Source organism: Cognatundibacterium jejuense (genome assembly GCF_014284255.1).
Lineage (GTDB): Bacteria > Pseudomonadota > Gammaproteobacteria > Burkholderiales > Burkholderiaceae_D > Undibacterium > Undibacterium jejuense.
Map to the genome: position 1 here is coordinate 243,915 of NZ_JACOFV010000002.1, position 18,139 is coordinate 262,053.

13 protein-coding genes and 1 riboswitch are annotated in these 18,139 nt (G+C 47.5%); of the genes, 5 read left to right on the plus strand and 8 right to left on the minus strand.

Annotated features, from left to right (window positions below; genetic code table 11):
• Positions 1 to 73: 73 nt before the first annotated feature.
• From H8K32_RS03525 to pxpB, 3 genes are read right to left on the minus strand one after another with little or no spacing between them, the layout of a single operon-like run.
• Entirely contained in the window at positions 74 to 838 is a 765-nt protein-coding gene (locus tag H8K32_RS03525; RefSeq protein WP_186911096.1) for a 5-oxoprolinase subunit PxpA, read from the minus strand.
• Positions 828 to 1,754: a 5-oxoprolinase subunit C family protein gene (locus H8K32_RS03530; protein WP_186911097.1), complete on the minus strand. Its 927-nt coding sequence runs from the start codon at positions 1,752 to 1,754 to the stop codon at positions 828 to 830. Before H8K32_RS03530 ends, H8K32_RS03525 begins: the two co-directional genes overlap by 11 nt.
• Positions 1,747 to 2,439, minus strand: coding sequence for a 5-oxoprolinase subunit PxpB (gene pxpB / locus H8K32_RS03535; protein ID WP_186911098.1), 693 nt, complete (start codon positions 2,437 to 2,439; stop codon positions 1,747 to 1,749). Before pxpB ends, H8K32_RS03530 begins: the two co-directional genes overlap by 8 nt.
• A gap of 212 nt (positions 2,440 to 2,651) precedes the next feature.
• Here pxpB and H8K32_RS03540 point away from each other — a divergent pair, with 212 nt between their 5' ends.
• The 3 genes from H8K32_RS03540 (at position 2,652) to H8K32_RS03550 (ending at position 8,201) form a co-directional block, all read left to right on the plus strand.
• Positions 2,652 to 3,902, plus strand: coding sequence for an exonuclease SbcCD subunit D C-terminal domain-containing protein (locus H8K32_RS03540; RefSeq protein WP_186911099.1), 1,251 nt, complete (start codon positions 2,652 to 2,654; stop codon positions 3,900 to 3,902).
• The gene (locus H8K32_RS03545; RefSeq protein WP_186911100.1) at positions 3,899 to 7,783 is read left to right on the plus strand and encodes an AAA family ATPase; all 3,885 of its coding nucleotides are present in this window, start codon (positions 3,899 to 3,901) and stop codon (positions 7,781 to 7,783) included. Before H8K32_RS03540 ends, H8K32_RS03545 begins: the two co-directional genes overlap by 4 nt.
• Before the next feature lie 100 nt (positions 7,784 to 7,883).
• A complete protein-coding gene (locus H8K32_RS03550) occupies positions 7,884 to 8,201 on the plus strand; it encodes a DUF2322 family protein (protein ID WP_186911101.1) in 318 nt (105 codons plus the stop codon).
• Between the two features lie 37 nt (positions 8,202 to 8,238).
• Here the strand turns inward: H8K32_RS03550 and H8K32_RS03555 are convergent, their stop codons facing one another.
• Positions 8,239 to 9,447 (minus strand): hypothetical protein, encoded by a 1,209-nt coding sequence (locus tag H8K32_RS03555; RefSeq protein ID WP_186911102.1) that lies wholly within the window; start codon positions 9,445 to 9,447, stop codon positions 8,239 to 8,241.
• Positions 9,448 to 9,683: 236 nt separating this feature from the next.
• Between H8K32_RS03555 and H8K32_RS03560 the strand changes: the two genes are divergently transcribed.
• Together H8K32_RS03560 and H8K32_RS03565 are read left to right on the plus strand one after the other, a co-directional pair.
• Positions 9,684 to 10,004 (plus strand): single-stranded DNA-binding protein, encoded by a 321-nt coding sequence (locus H8K32_RS03560; protein ID WP_186911103.1) that lies wholly within the window; start codon positions 9,684 to 9,686, stop codon positions 10,002 to 10,004.
• A gap of 504 nt (positions 10,005 to 10,508) precedes the next feature.
• Positions 10,509 to 12,089, plus strand: a complete 1,581-nt coding sequence (locus H8K32_RS03565) for a sensor domain-containing diguanylate cyclase (RefSeq protein WP_186911104.1) — start codon at positions 10,509 to 10,511, stop codon at positions 12,087 to 12,089.
• A gap of 13 nt (positions 12,090 to 12,102) precedes the next feature.
• Here the strand turns inward: H8K32_RS03565 and bluB are convergent, their stop codons facing one another.
• The 4 genes from bluB to pgmB all read right to left on the minus strand — a co-directional run bounded on the left by bluB (position 12,103) and on the right by pgmB (position 18,130).
• Positions 12,103 to 12,879 carry a 5,6-dimethylbenzimidazole synthase gene (gene bluB / locus H8K32_RS03570; RefSeq protein ID WP_186911105.1) on the minus strand — a complete coding sequence of 259 codons (777 nt, stop codon included), beginning with the start codon at positions 12,877 to 12,879 and terminating at the stop codon, positions 12,103 to 12,105.
• A 43-nt stretch (positions 12,880 to 12,922) separates the two neighbouring features.
• Positions 12,923 to 13,112: riboswitch (cobalamin riboswitch) on the minus strand.
• 137 nt (positions 13,113 to 13,249) lie between these two features.
• Positions 13,250 to 15,739: a TonB-dependent receptor domain-containing protein gene (locus tag H8K32_RS03575; protein WP_186911106.1), complete on the minus strand. Its 2,490-nt coding sequence runs from the start codon at positions 15,737 to 15,739 to the stop codon at positions 13,250 to 13,252.
• A gap of 368 nt (positions 15,740 to 16,107) precedes the next feature.
• Positions 16,108 to 17,376: an MFS transporter gene (locus H8K32_RS03580; protein WP_186911107.1), complete on the minus strand. Its 1,269-nt coding sequence runs from the start codon at positions 17,374 to 17,376 to the stop codon at positions 16,108 to 16,110.
• A 97-nt stretch (positions 17,377 to 17,473) separates the two neighbouring features.
• Positions 17,474 to 18,130, minus strand: coding sequence for a beta-phosphoglucomutase (gene pgmB, locus H8K32_RS03585; RefSeq protein WP_186911108.1), 657 nt, complete (start codon positions 18,128 to 18,130; stop codon positions 17,474 to 17,476).
• Positions 18,131 to 18,139: the final 9 nt, after the last annotated feature.

The following is an 18,139-nucleotide window of genomic DNA, read 5'->3' on the forward strand; positions in this document are numbered from 1 at the left end:
CTCCATCTTTTTGTAGTGCGAGTGCAACCCGCACAGATTTTAGTTTTACGGCTTTTGGCGGATTCCACCCGCTCTATAGACTTGCCGTTACTACAACTCCTTTTTGTTGTAATTGTTCTTGCAAAGAACGTGCGAGTTGCAATGCATGTGCACCGTCGCCATGCAGGCAAAGGGTGTCTATGTTCATCTGTAACTCTTTGCCGTCAATACTGATTACGCTCTGTTGCTCCACCATGTGCATTGCTTGTTGCAGAGCCAACTCTACTTCATCAATCGTTGCACCGGGTAGTTTGCGCGATACCAGACTGCCATCGCTGTTATAACGACGATCTGCAAATGCTTCTTCTGCAACGTTCATACTTGCGCGGCGCGCGGCATGAATTAATTCACTGCCAGCCAGACCGACTACTTTCAATTGTGGTCCTGCGGCAGCAATCGCTTTAACTATCGTTTCGGCAAGCCTGACATCACGTGCCGCCTGATTATATAAAGCACCGTGTGGTTTGACGTGAACTAGCTCGGTGCCTTCCGTTTTGCAAATACCCTGCAACGCACATATTTGTTCCAACACCTCGTCGTAGACTTGTTGCATAGGTAAATGCATTTCAGTACGACCAAAGTTTTCACGATCAACAAAACTAGGATGAGCACCGATCGCCACACCGCATGCCATCGCAGCGCGTACCGCTACACGCATGCTGTGCGCGTCACCGGCATGGCCACCACAAGCGATATTGACTGAACTGACGCAAGCCAGAATCGCCGCATCATCAGCACCGCCTTCACCTAAATCAGCGTTTAAATCTATCGTTCTACTGTTCAAGATTTTATTTTCCATACAAACTCCATTCAAACCGGTATAGCTCATTTTGCCATTGCTTACGGGCAGCTTTTGCGCCGTCCAGATCAGTTTCTACAAAGCAGAATTGTCGCCCCAACGGCGCTTGTGCAAGCTTCCACAAATCGGCAGCAATCACTACTGCAATGCGCGGATAGCCGCCAGTAGTCTGGGAATCCGCCAGCAATACGATGGGCTGCCCATTGGGTGGCACCTGCACCACGCCTGGTAAAACGCCATGTGATAACAAATCGCAGCTTTCACTTCTTTGCAAAGCTGTGCCCTGCAAGCGGTATCCCATACGATTACTTTGAGTACTGACCGTCCATGCCTGTTTAAAAAAACTTTGACGGCTGGCTTCATCAAACAAATCAAATTCAGGTCCACGTAATACCCTGACCTCGGGCGTCCATTGTCGTTGCGGCGTTCCTAACTTATTTTTTAATGGATAGGTAACGCCTAGCGGTAAGCGGTCCCCTTTTTTCAAAGCGCGCCCTGCATGACCGCCAAATCCGGCTCTGATGTCAGTGGAACGTGATCCCATCACAACTGGCACATCAATACCGCCATCAAACGCCAGATAAACACGGGTGCCCGATTTGGGACCCCGTAAGCGTAACTTTTGTCCCTTTTTGACTGGATAACGCCAGCCGCACACCAAGGCTTGCTCATCCAGCGTTGCATCAAAATCAGCACCACACAAAGCGACCCAGCCGTCGCGCATAAAGCGAATTTCAAATGGACCGGCAACCACTTCCAAACCTGCCGCCGTGCCGGCATTGTTCACCAGACGATTCGCCAGCCACATCGCAGGCGCATCCAATGCCCCTGCCTGGGCGACGCCCAGGTGGCGAAAACCGCTACGCCCTTGATCCTGAACGGTAGTTTGTATGCCTGCACGTAGAATCTCAAGCATGTTTATCTCCCATCTGTTCTGAAGCGTCAACGGGAACAAATCGTACGATATCGCCGCTTTGCAAAAGGCTGGGAGCCCGCCGATGCAAATCAAATAAGCGCACATCAGTGCGCCCGATAATTTGCCAGCCACCGGGGCTGGTTACCGGATAAATGCCAGTTTGTTGCCCACCTATCCCGACGGATCCGGCAGCTACTTCCAGACGCGGTTCGGCACGTCTTGGCGTTGCCAGCGTTGCGGGCAACCCGCCCAAATAGGCAAAACCTGGCTGAAAACCCAAAAAATAGACCCGGTATTCCGCCTGACTATGTGCAGCGATAACGGCTTGTTCGCTCAAGCCCGTGTGAACAGCCACTGCCGCCAGATCGGGGCCATATTCACCGCCATAATGAACCGGAATTTGAACTTCACGTGGTGTAAATTGTTCAATCTCGACCAATTCCCATAGTGTTTTCAGGCGTGCCAGCAAGGCCTGACCTTGTTGAAGTTCGGGATCAAAAATGAGCGTCAGATTATTCATTCCCGGCACCACATCGATACATACGGCCTCACTGATGATCACCTGAGCGATCGCCCAGATGCGGCGTTGGCAATCTAAATCGACCGGGGAACGCGAATACAAGACTGCGGCGTTTTCGCCAGACAAATAAAAATCGACGGATGTTTGCGGCAGGATATTTTTCATATTGTCCAGGTCATTTGCGCTTAGGATGAAATTGAATTCAGACAAGAATCCTAACAGAATTGCGTGACGGCGAAAAAACAAAAAATTTCATCTGTCGCCGCGTATTGTCTTTCTATTGCCAACGCAATTGGTGCTTACATTCAGGCCGCTTCTACGATATATTCTCAGCAATAAATGATCTCTGCACCGGTTTTCCCCAGGAAGGACTTTCCTTGCGCTTTATCCACACATCTGACTGGCATCTAGGCCAGACATTGCATCAATTTGAACGTAACACGGAGCATCAGGCTTTTCTCGACTGGCTGACAGCCACGCTGGTGCATCAAAAAGCCGATGCTTTGCTGATATCCGGTGATATTTTTGATACCGCCAACCCTTCAGCCGCAGCACAAAAGCAGTTTTACCGCTTTCTGCAACAAGCCAAAGCCGCGCAGCCGCATCTGCAAATTGTGATTATTGCCGGCAACCATGATTCTCCGGGGCGCATGGAAGCACCTGCACCACTGATGGAAAGTCTGGACGCTACGGTCATCGGCTTTGTACCACGCAATCCAGATGGGAATATTGACCTGCAACGTTTAATAGTGCCACTACGCAATGCAGCTGGCGATATTGCGGCGTACTGCATGGCGATTCCATTTTTGCGTCCCGGCGATGTGCCGCGCATTGAAGATGCCAAAGATCCTTATATGGAAGGTATTGCACTACTTTATCAACAGACACTGGAATACGCTTTGCGCCTGCGCCAACCGCAACAAGCAATTATCGCGCTCGGGCATTGCCACATGACAGGCGGTGAAATTTCAGAAGAATCAGAACGCCGCATTGTCATCGGCGGCACTGAAGCTTTATCAGCAAACATGTTCGATAATCAAGTGGCATATGCTGCTTTAGGGCATCTGCACCTGGCACAAAAAGTCGGCAAACAAGACCATTTGCGTTATTGCGGCAGCCCGATCCCCTTATCATTTGCCGAAGTCGATTATCAACATCAAGTGTTGCAAGTTGATCTGGACGGCGAGCACGTCAGCGACATTACACCCTTATTTGTGCCACGCGCCGTGGAACTGTTGCGGGTGCCGCGTCAACCTCAGGTGTTAGCCAAGGTATTGGTGGCTTTAACCGCACTCGATATCCCGCGTGATACACCTCCCGATCGTATGCCGTTTCTGGAGGTGCGAGTCTTACTTGACGCCCCAGAACCTGGTTTGCGCGCCACCATAGAACAGGCACTGGAAGGAAAACCTGTCCGATTAGCGAAAATCGAAACCAGCTTCGTCAAAAAAAATGCGCAAGTCAGCGATAACAATACCATGGCTGAACTAGAAAAATTGCAACCCGATCAGATTTTTGAGCGGCTGTATCAAAGTAAATATGGCACTGAAGAAGGCACCACAACACCACCAGAATTAAGCAAAGCATTTGCCGAACTGATGCTGGGAACAAGCGGAGAACAAGCATGAAAATTCTCGCGCTCCGCGGAAAAAATCTGGCATCACTGGCAGGCGAATTTGCCGTCGACTTTGAACAAGAACCGCTGCGTTCGGCTGGCCTGTTTGCAATTAGCGGTCCGACAGGCGCAGGCAAAAGCACCTTGCTTGATGCCCTATGCATGGCCTTGTATGAAAACACACCACGCTTGGTCAGGGCTGGCGGCAACAAAACGCTGCCAGATGGCAAAGAACTGATCTCGCAGCAAGATACTGGCAATCTTTTACGTCGCGGCACTGGCGAAGGTTATGCTGAAGTAGATTTTGTCGGTAACGATGGTGTGCAGTATCGCGCCCGCTGGAGCGTCAGACGTTCGCGCAACAAAGCCAGCGGTAGCTTGCAACCAACCACCATGACACTGCATCAGCTACCTGAGCTGCTACCGATTGGCGGTAAGAAAACAGAAGTCAAAGAAGAAATCGTTAAACGTATAGGACTCAAGTTTGAACAATTTACGCGTGCAGTGTTATTAGCGCAAAATGAGTTCTCCAGCTTTCTAAAAGCGGATGACAACGAGCGTGGTGAATTGCTGCAAACCTTAACCGGTAGTGTGATTTATGAAGAACTGTCAAAACGCGCATTTCAACGCGCCAAGGATGAGCGCGACGCGCTAGACCGTTTTCATTTGCGTCTGGCTGATAACAAACCACTCAATGACGAAGATCGCGAACAACTGAAAAAAGATATTCAGCTCGCATCAGAAAAATTGAAACAGCTTGATGCCTATGTGGAAGCAATCGATCTGCATTTGCGCTGGCATCAGGATGCCATCAAACTTGCGCAGCAAGAACAATCAGCATCAGAGGCCGCACAACAGGCTGAACAAGCACAAACAGCCTGCGCTCCGCGTTATGCCTTGTTGCAACAATTGGATGCGGTGCAGAGCGCACGCCCTATCGTCGCTGATCTCCAGCGTTTAAGTAACAACATTATCCAAGATACGGCGCGCATACAAAGTACACACATACAGCTGGAAGAAATCAAACAGCAAGAAGCGTTAGCAAAAACTGCATTGCAAACTGCCGCAGAACAATTACAAGCAAGCGAACAAGTCCAGGCAGATGCCGCAGGTGATCTGGACCAGGCAAAACTGCTTGACGCTAACATTGCACATTTGCAGCCGGTACATCAGACTTTGCAACAACAATTGGCGCAAGCAACCCAACAAACCGGACAAGCGAATGTCAGCTTTAACGATAAACAAGTCCTGGTAAAACAATGCGAGAAACGTGCGCAAAACGCACAGACGTGGTTGCAACAACATGCATCACTGCGAGTGTTGGCAGAACAATGGCCAGGTTGGGAGCGCCTGTTTAAACAAGCGGCGCAAAACCAACATGAACTTCAAACGCAACAGCAGCGCGTTGCACACTTTGATGAGTTCCAGCAAACACAGCAAGCGACGTTGGAACTACAGCAACGCACCTTCATTGACGCCCAAGAGCAACTTGATGCCGCAGAACTGCAACGGCAAACGTCAGCAAAGTTGTATGCAAGTATTGATCTTGCTGCGCTTCAACACGCAAAGCATAGCGCCGAACAACAACGCGATCAGATTCATTCTGCCACGCAGCTAGTGCATCAAAGACACGAACACCAACAACGCGTAAATAAGTTACAAGCGCAGATAGCACAGTCAGACGAGGCAATCAAACAAGCGAACCGTGAGGCAGAGCAAGCGCAAACGCTGCTTCCGGCAGCAAGCGCCGCACAACAACAAGCGGAGCAAGCGCTCAAAGCTGCCGAACTAGCGTGCGCAGCAAACGTTGAAGCCTTGCGACATCAATTGCAAGACGATGCGCCTTGTCCGGTTTGTGGCGCAACTGAACACCCGTATGCGGCGGAACAACCGCAATTACACGTGCTGCTAAAAACACTGCAAGAGCAAATGCACGCATGCCGGCAACAAGAGCAATATCATCGCGACCATTTGCATCAACATCAGACGATCGCCAACCAACAAAGCCAATTACGCCAGCGCTTGCAGCAAGAAGCCGATGGCTTACTTCTTCAATGTCAGACACACGAGCAAGCATGGCGACAACACCCTTTGAACCGGACCGCACAGAAAATCAAATTAGCGACAAGCGAGGCGATATTAGCGTGGTTTGAGCAATCCTTGATCGATGTTGATCAGCAACTGCAAACATTCAAAAATAGCGAGACGCAGCACCAGCAAGCAATGCGTGCAAAAGATGCAGCGCAAGCCGCGTGGGATAAGTGTCAGATTTTTTTCACACAAACTAAAGAAGCACTGCAAGCGACGCAACTCGCCTTACAACACACACAAACGCAACGCGACCACGCTGCAACACAGGTGCTGAATGCACGACAAACCTTAGGTCATACGCTTGATGAATTGGATGCCGCTTTTATCGTCCGCAACGCACATAGCGATGTCGAGGACAACGAAAACAATCTGCGCGATACCTGGCGTGATCTATGGCAGGCTGCACCTCTGGCGTTTCAGCAAAATTGCGAACAACAAGCGCAACAATGGCATAGCCAACAGCATCATCTGCAACAGGCGAGTGAAGAACTGACAGCACTGCAATTAGCACTTAATACGCTCGCCAGCACCCAGCAACACGCGCAACAAGAGCAGCAACGCCTGAGCCATGAATTGCAAATATGTGTACAACAATTGCAAACACTTCAGCAACAACGTTTGCACTTATTTGAAGGTGAAACTGTCACCAACGTCATAGAAAAATTCAACGCGGCAATACAAACTGCAAAATCACAAGTAACGACAAACACCGAACATCTGAGTACACAACAACAAGCACTGATTCGGTCAAATGAAGCTCTGGCACAAGCACAGCAACGACTCGCACAACATCAGCAAGAGCAAGGTCAGACGCAACAGCAGTTAAATCATTGGCTGCAACAACAGCATCAAAAAAATTCAGACAGTGTCCTGGATGAAACCGGATTAAACGCCTTGCTGCAGCATAGCAATGAGTGGATTACTACTGAGCGTCATGCATTGCAAGTCATCGCTAATGCCAACCAGCATGCGCGCGCCGTGTGGCAAGAACGCCATCAGCAAAGCGTGGCACACCGTGAGCAATTACCAGCTGCCTTGCCCGCGAACATGGGCACTGATGGCGAAACGCTGGAAATTGCTACCGACGAAGAAAACAATACGATAGATGTCTCTGAACGCTCCACAACGCAGAGTGATATGCTCAGTGTGTCTTCTCTGCAAGAACGCCGGGAGGTGTTAAGTCAGCGTCAGCAGCAAGCACAGGCAAGTCTGATTCAGCTACAAGCAAATATCAGGCAAGACGATCAACGCCGTATGCACGCTGCTGACCTGCTTGAAGACTTGCAAACACAAGAAAATCGTTACCGTGTCTGGGCGCAATTAAATGATTTGATCGGCGCTGCCGATGGTAAAAAATTCCGTAACTATGCGCAGCAATATACGCTCGACGTCTTGCTCGCTTATGCCAATCAACACCTGCATCAACTCGCCCGCCGCTACCGCCTGCAACGCATACAAGATAGCCTGGGGCTGATGGTCATCGATCAGGACATGGGCGATGAAAACCGCTCGGTTCATTCCTTGTCCGGCGGTGAATCTTTCCTGGTTTCATTGGCACTTGCACTTGGACTCGCATCACTGTCAAGCAACCGCGTCAAAGTGGAATCCCTGTTCATCGACGAAGGCTTCGGCAGCCTCGACGCCGACACCCTCAGAGTCGCCATGGACGCCCTCGACAGCCTGCAAGCCCAAGGCCGCAAAGTTGGCGTGATCTCGCATGTACAAGAAATGACGGAACGCATTGCGACCAAGATTATGGTGCAGAGAACGGCGGGGGGAAGAAGTGTGGTTAGCGTGGGGTAACAAGAGTTCACAAACGTTTTAGGTATCAGAAAAAACAACCTATGCATAAAAAATCAGTCAGCATTAAAATACCAACAGCTTAAATTATCAGGAATCCAGCATGCAATTTAATGAAGTTTTATCCGCCCTGCCAGAGATCAACCATCTGGCGGCGATCGAATTATTTGATGGCGACACTTTGATAGCGAGGATCGACAACAAACCAGGTTCAGCAGGAAGCGTGCGTGTCTATCATGCTTTAGCGCAGGAGTTTGAAGTGATCAATACTGCTGCGGCAGCGAAGGGATTGATCTTGTACGCGGAACACACCGCTGACGCGATTGCGTTTCCGGGTAAGCATCCGAACATCGACCGCTTGCTGAGTGTCGAAGAGAATCAGCAATGGACGGTAAAGCTTATCCCTTTGGAACAAGCGTAATTTTGTAGGGCGGGTGCAAGCCGCCCTGGCGTAACTCTTACACCATCATCGAAGCACTCTTAGGACTACGCAATAAATCCGTCAGCACTTGCCAACGTAAATCCTGATCTTGCGTACCTGCACGTCGCTCTATGTATGCCTGCACCACGTCTTGCCCCAAATTGTAGTTAATGACATAGGAGCGCAGATTTTCGATAAAGCGCACACGTTGTTCTGAGCGTTCAGCATCCGATAGACTGTATTTCATCAACATGGCAATCGCTGTTTCACGATCTATTTCACCATCAAGGTATTGCTTGGCGACCATGTTCCCGGCATAAGATAATTTTTGCAGCACCGCCTGAATTTCATAATAGCGCTCGGCTTTATCAGGATCGATTCCCGCTAAAGGAAACAAAACCTGCTTCTCAAATTTCATACGTTCGGCATGCGGGAAAGCGACTTCGATTCCGTAATTGGCGCTACCCTCGGCGAGGAAAGACATGGGTGAATATAAAGGTGAAATTGCATATTCAATCCAGGCTTTTTCTTTCACTAATTCATTCTCGATCAATACATTAAACACGTGATGCCCCGGATAAGCCTCATGGCTGGCCAGATCAATCGCACGACTGATAAACATCGGAAAATCGGTATTCACTTCGATCAGACTATGGCTATTGCCTTTGTACCAGTTGTAAGCGCTCCAGACTTTATCGGTCACGTATTCAATCTGAAAACTTTCATGCTCAGGCAAAGCGATATATTTTCTGGTGCGGGCACGTGCTTCGTTAATCGCTGCGGTAAAGACAGCATCGAGTTTTTCACGCGGGATTTCGAAATCTTTATTGTAGGCAGACAACCGTGGATTCAGTTCTCCGCTGCCGGGCAATAAATCATTTAACTGTGCCAGCGTCAAATCCAGATCTGCCGGAGTCAGATGGGGTGACACGGCATCATACAAAGCTTTGGTCTCATCATCGAAAGCCAGCGTATGTCCTGCCAAACGACCCACATGGGCGCATACGGCACGCAGTTGCAAAATCAAAAACGCTTGTCGTTCAACCTGGTCAGCGGGAGCGGCAGGTAAATTTTTTGCTTGTTCCAACAACTCATCGGCGTGCGCTTGCAATTCAACAAGTGGCTTCTGAGTCATTTGCTCACGCCATTCTGCAGGGCCGATATAGGCATCGACGTAGCTGTCGTCATGTTGGCCAACAGCAAGCACCAGCTTGACGTAGGCTTCGGCGATTTGATTTAAATTCATACCTTGCTCGTTTCAGTTTTTTTGATAAATTGAATGGGAAGAATCGTTCTCAACAGTAAGCACAAATCTTAAAAAGATACTCAAAGTCGTAAGCATATACCATTAGGCTGGTAGCGAGTAAATGTAGGCAGCAGCACCGATTGAACCGAACACATATTGCTTTATTTTTGCATACGGCGTCTAATTCGGCTTTCGGGTTTGCGTGGGCAAGCCTTTACTTTTTCGACAGATGACACATGATAGATGCTTTAATTTCAGGAAGAATGTACGGTCGCGCTGATGAGCGTAGCGGACAAGGTGGTTCATTGTATGTGACATGCAAAGTACGCGCCACCACCGACGAAGGCGATACGCTGATGTGCAATGTGATTGCTTTTAACGATAACGTTCGTAACACCTTGCTCGCTTTAGAAGATGGCGAAAGCGTAGCACTCTCAGGCGCACTGACACCAAAAGTGTGGACCGATAAACAAGGGAAGACAAGACCTGCCGTTGACTTAATCGCGCATGCAGTGTTGACGAGTCATTTGACACAAAGAGAAACGGACTTCGAATAATCTCAAAGCCCGTTCTTCGTATTTGTTTTTCTTTACCTCTTTGATTCGTGTGGCTTTTAAGCAAAGACCGAGGCTGCATGCAAAATGTAAATTACGGCAAACCGTTACGCCCTTACTGCATAAACGCTGCACGCAAACTGAGTCGCTCATATTTGCATTTAGAAAATCTTCATATGCCGGTTCCAGTTTTATATACTGGCCGCAATGACTTGCTGATCGGTGTAGCCTGAAATTGATGGGGACTTAATTTTCAGAGGAGAGAATTCAGTTTTTTTTACTTTATTTATCAAAAATAAAACACGGTAAAACAATACGCAGAAAAATACGAAAAAGAATAATTGAAGTCTAGTTCCGATCGCACATTATTTAACCTTATTTCATATAAATAGCATTATTAAAATGCTCCTCATTATAGATGTAAAAATTTATTTAAAATCCAGAAAAATTAGTTGACCGCAGTAAATCTCAGGAGGACACTTAGTACCTCTTGCTGCGGGTAAAGCGATGAGCATCTTACTTTCACCAGATATACGCACGGTCATTTTATTGCTATTTGCTGGCAACCTGCTAGCGATCGTGATGCTGAGTGCTTATCGCCGAAAAGAAGGTCTGGAGTTAGCTTACCGTCGTTATATCGCAGGAAAAATTTTTCAAGCACTCGCCTGGATGCTGATCGGTGCGCGAGGCACCATCCCTGACTGGCTATCGGCAGATGTTGGCAATGGCAGTCTGTACGTGGGATTTGCTTTTGAGGGGCTGGCTTTTGTCCTGCTGGAACGACGCGAAAAAAAGTTCACCCGTTTGTATGCCGCCGTGACCATCACGGGCATTTTCCTTTTTTCGATGTTTAGTACCACGCCAGCACTGAGAGTCGCACTTTCATCAGCGTCCGTCGGATCAATTACCGCAATGACGGCGATATTGATGCTGTACTCAATACAGGCCTCTCGCTTACGTGTTCTGGTTGCATGTTTCTACATCGCCTTCAGTATCATGCTTGCCTGCCGCGTTGCTTATGCCGTTCTTTATCCCAATCAAATATCGGTATTTCAAAATGGGCCGATTCAGGCTTTCACCTACTTGATGACATTTGCATTTACCTTGGTTGGTGGTGCTGGTTTTTTATTGTTACTCAAGGAACAAAGCGATGATGCCCTCGCCATCGCAGTCAATGAATTGCAAATCAGAGAAACCTTGCTCACCAATATTTTTAATACTTCAAGTGTCGCCATATTTTTGGCAAATGACGATGGCTATATCAGTATGGCCAATCAACGTATGGCAGAAATGTTTGGCCGCACGATAGATAGCTTGATCGGTAGCCCTTATTTAGACTGTGTTGCGGAAGCGCAAAAAGATGAAGCGCATGACCAACTACAAAAATTACTCAGTAGTGAAATCTCTTTTCTCAAACTAGAGCGTGAATATAGTCGCCCTGACGGTAGTCATTTCTGGGGCCAGTTAACGGCCACTCACATGCATGATGGTCAAAAAGTCGGGCATCAGTTAGTCGGTGTCATCGCCGATATCACGGATCTTAAATTAGCTGAAGTTAATATGCGGAAAATGGCGCATCACGATCCGCTCACCGGATTGGCCAATCGCGCCTTATTTTCTGATCGGCTACAACAAGCAATGATGGTTGCAAAGCGAGATCAGACCCGCTTCGCTTTACTGTATATTGATCTGGATAAGTTCAAACTGGTCAATGATAGCTTTGGTCACCAAGTCGGTGACAAGTTATTGCAAGAAGTGGCTCTCCGAATATCTCGCTGCGTGCGTGACTCAGATATTGTGGCACGTGTTGGCGGTGATGAATTTGTCGTTTTGCTGCGGTCTGTGAACACAACTGAAAATGCTTTATTGGTAGCAGAAAAAGTACGTATAAGCCATGCCAAAAACTTTAAAATCGAAGAGCATGACTTAGCTATTTCTTGCAGCATAGGCGTCGCTATGTACCCGGATGATGGTACGAGTGAAACCGAACTGTCAGCAAAATCCGATGAAGCGATGTATAAAGCTAAACATGGTGGTCGTGATCAGGTTCAATTTGCTACTATCACAACTACCAACAATTCACTATAGTTCATCAACGAATTCATTCTTTGGGTAATGGCATCGCGGCACGATTTGCAATGTCTTGCGCCGCCATCTGATCACGCTGCAAATGGGCAATCAAAGGCTGATTGGGATCGGCATTTCCCCATTGATCAAAATACACCAGCTCTTCAATCGGCAAACGCGGTAACCAGCCTTTGGTTTCCAGTTCCGGCTTGGGATAAAAATGGCTCACATAACCTACACACAAATAGGCAATCGGAACGATATGTTCTGGGATTCCCAGCGCTGCTTGCAATTCATGTTCATGAAAAATGCTGACCCAGCCTACCCCTAAACCTTCAGCGCGGGCAGCTAACCAGAGATTTTGAACAGCACAAACGCTGCTGTATAAATCCATCGTTTTCATATGCGTGCGTCCAAGCACCACGCTGCCAGTGCGTTCGCGGTCACAGGTAATACAAATGCCTATCGGCGCATCACGTATGCCCTCCAACTTTAGCTGTTGGTACGTATTGCGCTTTTCGCCTTCAAACATCGTCATTGCTTCGGCATTGGCTGATATATAAGCTTGCTGCACGCGGGTTTTGATTTCTTCCGATTTGATCAGTAAAAAATTCCATGGTTGCATAAACCCGACCGAGGGGGCGAAATGTGCCGCGGTCAAAATGCGGCTTAACACCGCATCATCAATGGTCGTGGGTAAAAACTGACTACGCACATCGCGTCTGGAAAAAATCGTGTGGTAGATCGCATCACGCGCTTCTTGCGAAAAGGTGTGAATATCCGAGGTGTCGGAAACTGGAGTTGTTTGCATGAATTCCCCTAATGCAAATAAATTGGGGGCAGCCTGACCAAGCTCCCGGTGACATTTTCAGGCCGGTCTTCTGACTCAGATTCATTTGAGACTGGCACCTTCCCGCACATTTTATGTCGCAGTGGCATTTTACCAATCACATCCTCTTTACAGCGTTGGGCACGTGACGGATTCACACCGTCTTCCCGATTCTCCCGACATGATTGCCAGGCACCTGAAGGGATGGATGATGCTGCTGAATGGCCCCGATTGTCAAGGCAATCATGGACTTACGCCATTTTTGAATAAACGGCATGAATATAAAAAAAACCCGGATCAACAGGGGCGCGTTGATCCGGGAAAAGGGTGAGTACTCGATGATTAATTCAAATTAAAAGCGATAAGTAACCGATGCCTCAAACGCACGACCAAAAATGGGGCGCGCCATAATCACACCGGAACCAGCGCCCAACACACGGGAATCGCCCTCCGTCAAACCTAAGGTATTGTTGAGATTGGTACCAGTTAAACGGAACTCAAGCTTGTCGCCGACGACAGCAAGAATGCCAGCATCCAGCGTATTGTAAGAGGGTAAAACTTGCTGATTCTGAATATCCGAATAGCGTTTTCCAATGTAGCTGTAGGTGCCGTACATCTTAATAGAACCCCAGGAAGTTGGAACACGGTAGCTCGGTGTCAAACGTGACTGGAATTTTGGCTGACGTTGCAGTTGATTGCCGTTATTGCTTGTGCCGGTAGAGCTATCGATGCCTTGAAAGCCGGTATATTTTCCATCTTCATAGTCACCCGAAAATGCCAACTGAAAATTAGTGAAAGGTCGCCATGCACCTTCAAATAAGGCACCATTAGTCTGTGATCCATAGTTGTACCAGACCGTAGAGCCATTCGTCAAAATCTGGCTTTGTTGAATCCCCGTAAAGTCTTTATGGAACACTGAGGCATAGAGAGAAAATTCAGAATTGACTGCCTTAATCCCAACTTCATAGGTCTTGATATCCTGCACCGGTGCTGTGGCAGATGTTCCTGCATCGCCACGAATATCGTCAAACTGTGGCATTAAATGACCTGAATTGACGCGTGCATACAGATTCACATTCGGTGTCAGTTTATAGCCGCCACCAAGTGTCAGGGAGGTCGCATGGTCGGTCTGAGTGACGGACTGATAAGTACCCGTAAGTATACTTGTGCCTTGGTTATAAAGATGCAGTGGGTTGCTATCGATATTTCCGGATGTGATATTTCCTAAGGTTGCATTCACTCTTTGGGTCTCATAGCGCAGACCTGCGTCCAGTGTCAGTTGAGGATTCAGCTTCCATTGATCCGCTATAAAAAAAGCCGTTTTTTGCCCGTTGTAGCTATCATGCTGCGCATACGAGACCGGACCATCGATACCATTATTTGAAATCACCGCACCATTATTCAAAATGACGTTGATAGGCTTAGGATTGGATGTCGCTGTCATCAACACGCTATTGCCGAGATACCACAAATCTTGTGAAGAATAATCAGCCAGGAAAGTACCAAACGTAAAGGTATGATCTTTCATCAATTCTTTGCTAAATTTGAGTTCATCGGTTGTCGATCTGATTTGCTTATCGACGTACCACGCACCTGCATTGAGCACTTGCTGGTTAGGATCTACGGCACCGCTGCCATCTGTGTAGGTAGCGGTACCGCCAGTTGCCAGGCCACCGGCTATCACAGTTGCGCTATTACCGTTCGCTTTAGTCAGGGCGGCATTGAGGTAACTACTCATCGTCTGCGGAACACTACCAGTGAAAAACGCATTGGTTTGCATATCGCCGCTGACGTAATTCAATTTGTTACTGACTTCCCAATCATGAATTTTTTGATTGAAGTCAATGCCAAACGTATGCACATCAGCACCACGTCCGTTTGCCATATCAATGTTTTGCGTCTGACCGGGAGCAGTTTGTATGGTGAAGAAGCGTGTTTCGTTGCCGTACAAGGATCCGGTTAAAGGATCAAACCCGGGAAAGGCACCAGTGGGTACGCCCGCCGCTGAAGCGCTGACCGGAATGGCTGTGAAAAATAAATTCTTATCTTTCAAGGTTCTTGCATATAAGGTCACTTTGCCATCATCTAATAATCGGGTCAGCGTGCCAGTGAGTTGGTAACCATCATTGGTAGGAAACTGGCTATCACGAACGCCGTTATCTGTGCGATAAAAACCGCCGATCGTCGCAAACCAGCCATCCGAAATTTTGCCGCCATAATAGGCATCGTAGCGTCGTGCATTTCCCGTCCCAAACGTGGTACGGAGCAAACCTTCATCGCCGCCTTCTCCTGTCTTGAGAATAAAGTTCATCGTTGCGCCTGGCTGTCCGTTCGACAGTACGGTATTTGGCCCACTGACTAAGGCTTCCATATGATCGATGGTGTCATCAAGACGGAACATCGAGGAGTTATCCATGAAGGACAAGGTAGGAGCAGGAAAAATCGGTGCGCCATTCAATTGTATGGTCACATAATTGGCGTCGCCGCCACCTGGAAAACCTGCGACCTCAATGTTAGGGCCGGTTTGACCACCAGAGGTTTCTGCATACACGCCCGGAACGATTTTAAATAAGTCTGCGGTGGAGAGGGGCGCAGCTTCTCTCATCTGTTCTTCTGTCGCAGTGGTGATGGAATAAGGCGCGTCGACCTTGCGCAAACCGCGCCCCAAGGCGCTACCAGTGACAACGACTTGTTGCGCTTCGGCAGGCTTATTTTCTGGTGCAACGAGAGTGCTGCTGACTTCGCTGGAATTTGGTGTGGCATCCGCCGCACTCGCCTGATTAATCAGGCTAAGCACGGCCAAAGTGATACTGGAAAGTAAAAATGGACGATGAACTTGCATAAGGTGTCTCCGATAATTTTTAAAAAGGTGGTTCTATTCTGAACCTTGGTGAAACTGAGAAATTCGCCCTGGGACGACTTCTATTTTGTTGCGTTAAATTGTTTGTGCACTCTTTTTACTCATCACTTTTTGGTCACGATCTTTTTTTGTAACCTGATCAATTTTTTGATCAAACAGTGGCGGATAAGCATATTGAAACAGTCAATGTTATCGATGTCAATCATTAAGTGTTATCGATAACATTTGATTTAAATTGATGTTGCTTTTTACTGAAAATTTTCTGAAATACAAACTCTGAAACCACTGCAACAGTGCGGCTAAATCAACTTTAGCGAGCACTTAGTCAACTGACGGTGCTAGTTTTTTTGCTATGCCGTGCCAAGACTGACCTGCTCGACTTCTGATTGAGCGTCTAACGCCCTTCTGAAAAGGAACAATGAAGGAACCATAATACCAAGCGGGATCAGCGTCAGATAGAACGCCGTTTGTCCGCTAAAATGGGCAAACACTAATCCTGTAATCAATGATCCCGTCGTTCCGCCAAGTGCCGAGAAAATGACAATGAGTCCTGTCATTGCCGCATGTTGATAGGTCGGCAGAGCACTCAAAATCAAAGAATTAATGACCGGATATATCGGCGCCATAAATATACCAATCAATGGAAATATGAACGCGGCTAAAGGTGCATTTCCCCATCCAGTCACCGCTTCCGTATGCAATGCATGCGTCAATGGCAAGGTCAGGAATATCAATCCTGCCATAAGACACAGGCAAGCACTCAACATCGTTAACCAATGCACTTTTTTGAGTAATAAACTAAATCCCATGCGACCGATCGCACTCGATGCGGCAAGAATACTTGTCATTTGTACCGACAAGCTGAGTGGCAATTTCATAATTTCGTTATTAAACGTTGGCAACCAGGAGGTAATACCTTGCTCCACCAGGACCGATAAAAAAGCTGCAATCAGAAATAAATATACGAGGGATTTTCTAGTCAGTATCCACATCAGCGAGAAGCCTTTTGATTCAGAGGTACCCGCTATCCTGCCATCCGGACGCGCCGCACTTTCATCAAGCGGCGTTGTTGCGAGCAACGCAAACGCCGCAGCGCATAAGCAGGCCAATACCCAATACACTTGCAGCCAATGACGCGATGTCATATCCGCAGAATCAATGAAATAAGAAAATACCCAATAGCCGCTAAGTACGCCAAGCATGAATATTCCTTCAAGCATATTCATGAACTGCGCGTGCTCCTGTGCCCCCTTGGTAATGAGGCCAATCGTGGAATAAATCGATACCTTGATCAAAGAAAATGAAATACCACAACACATAAAAAACAAACGCGTACACATAAAGCCTGGCCACAAAGGCATGGCAATACACGCAAAAAACATCAATCCCAGTGCGATCAGTATCGATTTTTTATAGCCAAGGCGTGGTAAAAAAGCGGCACCGAGAAACGATGCAGCAGCAATTGATAAATCTTTAAATGCCTCCAAAATACTGGCATCTGATTTACTGACATCAAAACTATTGATCACTTGCAAAATGACGGTGCCGACGCTGTTCAGTAGCATGGCGAAGAGAAAATAAATCAGGAATAGGGCGATGCCAATACGTGAATTTTTCATTTGTTAGCTCTTGTCTCTGATGTTATATATTTTTATGCATTGTTAGGTCTTACATTCGCTTGCATCTCTTCGTATGCATGATCGAAACTTTAAATCGCTAATTGACGGCATAGTCGTTTAGCAAAAAATGTCGCAAATCTGGAATAACCAGATCTGCGTCTGTCAACACATTTGCAGAACCAATACCAAGTGCAAACATACCCGCAGCCTTAATCGATGTAATTCCCGCCAATGAATCTTCAACACCGATGCATGCGCTTGGATCGATGCCAAGATGATTTGCTGCTGTTAAAAAAATTTCTGGATGCGGCTTGGTATGGGTCAATAAAGCAGCATCAACGACATCGTCAAAGCAATCACGTATTTCTAATCTTTCCAGAATAAAAAAAGCATTTTTGCTGACTGATGCAAGACCTGTTTTCAAGCCAGCAGAACGCACTGCTTCTAATGCTTCGCGCGCTCCTGGTAAAAGATCGGCAGGAGTCATTGTGGCAGTGAGTTGCTGATAATGCTGGTTTTTTTTGTTCGCCAACACTTGCTTTTCTTCATGCGTGTAGTTGCGAGATGACTGACGCAATATCAATTCCAACGATGCCATTCTATCGACACCTTTCAAGCACTCATTAAAGGTTTCATCAAAATCAATCCCCTGTGTTTGCGCCAATTCTCGCCATGCTAAAAAGTGGAAGTGCGCCGTATCCGCGAGCACACCATCTAAATCAAAAATAACGGCTTCAATTGCTTGCTTATTCATCCTCATACT

Bases quoted from the DNA above. Each gene is read 5' to 3' on its own strand.
- H8K32_RS03525 (WP_186911096.1), bottom strand. From the start codon at position 838: ATGGAAAATAAAATCTTGAACAGTAGAACGATAGATTTAAACGCTGAT.
- pgmB (WP_186911108.1), bottom strand. From the start codon at position 18,130: ATGAATAAGCAAGCAATTGAAGCCGTTATTTTTGATTTAGATGGTGTG.
- pxpB (WP_186911098.1), bottom strand. From the start codon at position 2,439: ATGAAAAATATCCTGCCGCAAACATCCGTCGATTTTTATTTGTCTGGC.
- bluB (WP_186911105.1), bottom strand. From the start codon at position 12,879: ATGCAAACAACTCCAGTTTCCGACACCTCGGATATTCACACCTTTTCG.
- H8K32_RS03560 (WP_186911103.1), top strand. From the start codon at position 9,684: ATGATAGATGCTTTAATTTCAGGAAGAATGTACGGTCGCGCTGATGAG.
- H8K32_RS03565 (WP_186911104.1), top strand. From the start codon at position 10,509: ATGAGCATCTTACTTTCACCAGATATACGCACGGTCATTTTATTGCTA.
- H8K32_RS03545 (WP_186911100.1), top strand. From the start codon at position 3,899: ATGAAAATTCTCGCGCTCCGCGGAAAAAATCTGGCATCACTGGCAGGC.
- H8K32_RS03550 (WP_186911101.1), top strand. From the start codon at position 7,884: ATGCAATTTAATGAAGTTTTATCCGCCCTGCCAGAGATCAACCATCTG.
- H8K32_RS03575 (WP_186911106.1), bottom strand. From the start codon at position 15,739: ATGCAAGTTCATCGTCCATTTTTACTTTCCAGTATCACTTTGGCCGTG.
- H8K32_RS03555 (WP_186911102.1), bottom strand. From the start codon at position 9,447: ATGAATTTAAATCAAATCGCCGAAGCCTACGTCAAGCTGGTGCTTGCT.
- H8K32_RS03530 (WP_186911097.1), bottom strand. From the start codon at position 1,754: ATGCTTGAGATTCTACGTGCAGGCATACAAACTACCGTTCAGGATCAA.
- H8K32_RS03580 (WP_186911107.1), bottom strand. From the start codon at position 17,376: ATGAAAAATTCACGTATTGGCATCGCCCTATTCCTGATTTATTTTCTC.